The 3,012-nt window shown below is 42.4% G+C and carries 3 protein-coding genes; all 3 read right to left on the reverse strand.

Going from position 1 to position 3,012, the window contains the following annotated elements; all coding sequences use genetic code 11:
* Positions 1 to 283 precede the first annotated feature (283 nt).
* Positions 284 to 928, reverse strand: a complete 645-nt coding sequence (locus HWQ37_RS00230; protein ID WP_292742537.1) for a DNA-3-methyladenine glycosylase family protein — start codon at positions 926 to 928, stop codon at positions 284 to 286.
* Positions 912 to 1,991, reverse strand: coding sequence for a bifunctional DNA-binding transcriptional regulator/O6-methylguanine-DNA methyltransferase Ada (ada, locus tag HWQ37_RS00235; protein ID WP_292742538.1), 1,080 nt, complete (start codon positions 1,989 to 1,991; stop codon positions 912 to 914). Before ada ends, HWQ37_RS00230 begins: the two co-directional genes overlap by 17 nt.
* 348 nt (positions 1,992 to 2,339) lie before the next feature.
* Positions 2,340 to 2,732, reverse strand: a complete 393-nt coding sequence (locus tag HWQ37_RS00240; RefSeq protein WP_292742539.1) for a hypothetical protein — start codon at positions 2,730 to 2,732, stop codon at positions 2,340 to 2,342.
* Positions 2,733 to 3,012 lie beyond the last annotated feature (280 nt).

Consider the following 3,012-nt stretch of genomic DNA (forward strand, 5'->3'; position numbering starts at 1 on the left):
ATCGCCTAACCACAGTTGATCTGTCTACTCAATCCAGTTTATGGAAGATGGGCGAACCCCGAATTAACAAATGCGAACCCCGAATCAACAAATGCGTAGGCGTAGCCAACACTTCGGCTGCGCTCAGTGACCACCGTAGGCATCGCCATTAAGGAAGGGAGAAGAAGCAATTATTAACAGGACTTACGCAAAAACCCTCCTAAACTCTCATTTCTCCGTGAACTCTGTGTCCTCTGTGGTTCGTTTTCCGTTATTTGTGCGTAAGTCCTAATTAAGTGCAAGTTTAGGGAGAATTGGTAAGTCCTAAGTAGTAATGCCATAGAAGTCTTGCTGCAACAGCCCGCCACGGTCGCCAGTGTTGTGTTATTTCTTCTAGTTGTGCTGGTGTTGGGCGCGTCGCCAAGTTTTTGAGTTTTTGGAAAGCGATCGCGATCGCTAAATCACCTTTAGGAAAGACATCAGGACGTTGCAACGCCATTAACAAATAAATATCAACTGTCCAATCTCCGATACCTTTGAGACGCTTTAACTCAGTTCTGATCGCAGCTTCTTCCATTGTTTCCAGCTTGGTTAAATCAAGCTGACCAGTTGCGATAGACTGAGCCAATCCACGACAGTATAAAATCTTTTGCCGACTGAATCCAATTCCTTTTAATTGAACATCATCCAATGTCAGAAAATTTTCTGGTGTCAGAGTGACAATAACCCCAGATAATCGGCTAAATACAGCCCTTGCAGCCGCTACAGAAACTTGTTGTTCCAGAATTATGCACAGAAGCGTTGCAAAACCCGGTTCTCTTGACCATATCGGTGGAGTCCCCAGTGTTTCTAAAATCCGAGCCAAATCGCTGTCAAGATTGGCAAGCACCATTAAACCACGGCTCAAGCTTTCTTCAGTCAACGATTCTAGTTTAGGTGTTTGAGTCATGTTTGAGAAATTTCGATTCTTGTGTAAGCAGTTTTTGTTTGCGCTCAATTCCCCAGTGATAACCACCAAGACTGCCATCGCTCCGCAGCACACGATGACACGGTACAATCAGCGCGATCGGATTAGCACCACAAGCATTACCTACCGCGCGGACTGCTTGGGGTTTGTCAATATCACAGGCAATATCAGTATATGTACGTGTTTCACTGTAGGGAATTTTTTGTAATGCTTGCCAAACCTGTTTCTGAAATGCTGTCCCACGGACATCAAGTGGTAAATCGATATGGGTTGCATTTCCGGCAATAAAGTCGAGGATTGCTTGTATCCATTCCTTGTGTGTGCGATCGTCACGCACAATCTGCGCTTGGTGAAATTCTTGGTTTAAGATATGTTCAAGCTTGTCTGCTTCATCACCTAATTTTACGGCGCAGATACCCTTCTGTGTTGTTGCCACCAGCAAATATCCTAGTGGACATGGAGCGATCGCATAAACAATGTTGATTGTCTTTCCAGCTTGTTGGTAAGTCTTTGGTGTCATTCCCAGTTGCTTAGGTGCTTTCTCATAAAGTTGACTACTTGAACCATACCCCGTATCATAAACTGCATGGGTAATTTCCTCTCCTGACTGTAAACGCTGTTTTAATCGTTGGCTACGCAGCGCATCTGCATATTGAAAAGGGGATACGCCAATTATTTGCTTGAATATTCTTTGCAGATAACTGGGACTCATTGCCACCTGAGAGCATAATTCCGACAGGGTTGGAATGTGGTCAACTTGTGCTTCAATATATCTACATACTGCTAAGACTTTCGCTTTATTTGGAACTATTTCAGCTTCTGGCTGACAACGCTTACAAGGTCGAAAACCTGCAATTTTAGCCTCTTCTACCGACTGAAAGAAACAAACTTGATTGCGATTTGGTCTGCGACTAGGGCAAATAGGTCGGCAATAAATGCCTGTAGAGCGAACACCATAGAAAAACTTGCCGTCTATTGTGTAATCTCGATTGAGAACAGCTTGCCAGAGTGTTTCTTCTAATACTGGTGTTTGTTGTAATTGCATTGATGCCTCCTTCAATGATATATATTTTTTAATAGCGATCGTGCCAAAACTCGCTGATTCTGATTTTGGCGATCGTTGGTAAATCTATTCATGTTCTAAATGAAAATAGATTAGCTGTTTCGAGAAACTAGTTTCTATCTGATTGTTGCGATCGAAGTCGGCTACTATTAGTCTGTCAAGTTTTAATTGATGGGTAAGCAAGTTCGTAGTAAGGACTTTAGTCCTGGATTTTTAAGCACTGAAGTGCTTACTGCATTAGACGTAGGTTGGTTGGAGCGGAGCGCAACCCAACATATATCAGGATGTTGGCTTTGGCAAAGCCTCCACCCAACCTACAATTTTGAGTATTCACTCTAAACTAATTTTCCACAACCCGTCTAGCGGATTAGACTGTTGAAATTGATTATCACTGCTGCCGAGCCAATTATTTTCATACACCAATCCAACACTGAATATCCTATTTAGAGGATATTGCCCTAGTTTTCCAAAACCTTCAATATTCTTTGAATCAGCGATCGCTTGCTGGTTTAACTGTATGGTTATTTGGTTGCCGTCGTCAAAATAAATTGTGGCTCGTTTCTTATGAAAGCGCACCTGAACTTTGTAGACCCCACCGGTTGCATAGTAATAAGCTCTAGCAGGAAGCTTTTGACCATCAATATTTTGCCCTTTAAGCTCAACTGCTATCGTAGGACTGCCTAGTAGCAACAGGACTGGCAGGACTAACCCTAAAACTCTCATTGGTCTTAACAAATACTTTCAATCAAACTACTTTCTACTTTAAAACATAAAAGTTGCAAAGTCTTCTTGTCGGTATCAAATATTTTTTACCCCACCCTAACCCTCCCCTTGCAAAGGGGAGGGAACTAGATTTCTTTTTTCCCCTGCTTTATAAGGGGGGTAAGAATGCAATTAAAATCACAGCCAACGACTTTTCAAACAACCTCTTAGATATTGTTCCTATTAACAATACCTTTGCCAATTTACGAGGGTTCAACGCCTGTAGACACGTTATGAATAC

This window comes from Nostoc sp. NMS4, from assembly GCF_017115095.1.
Classification (GTDB): Bacteria; Cyanobacteriota; Cyanobacteriia; order Cyanobacteriales; family Nostocaceae; genus Nostoc.

What these genes read in the sequence shown, in the direction of transcription:
- HWQ37_RS00230 (WP_292742537.1), bottom strand. Translation starts at nt 928, where the DNA reads ATGACTCAAACACCTAAACTAGAATCGTTGACTGAAGAAAGCTTGAGC.
- ada (WP_292742538.1), bottom strand. Translation starts at nt 1,991, where the DNA reads ATGCAATTACAACAAACACCAGTATTAGAAGAAACACTCTGGCAAGCT.
- HWQ37_RS00240 (WP_292742539.1), bottom strand. Translation starts at nt 2,732, where the DNA reads ATGAGAGTTTTAGGGTTAGTCCTGCCAGTCCTGTTGCTACTAGGCAGT.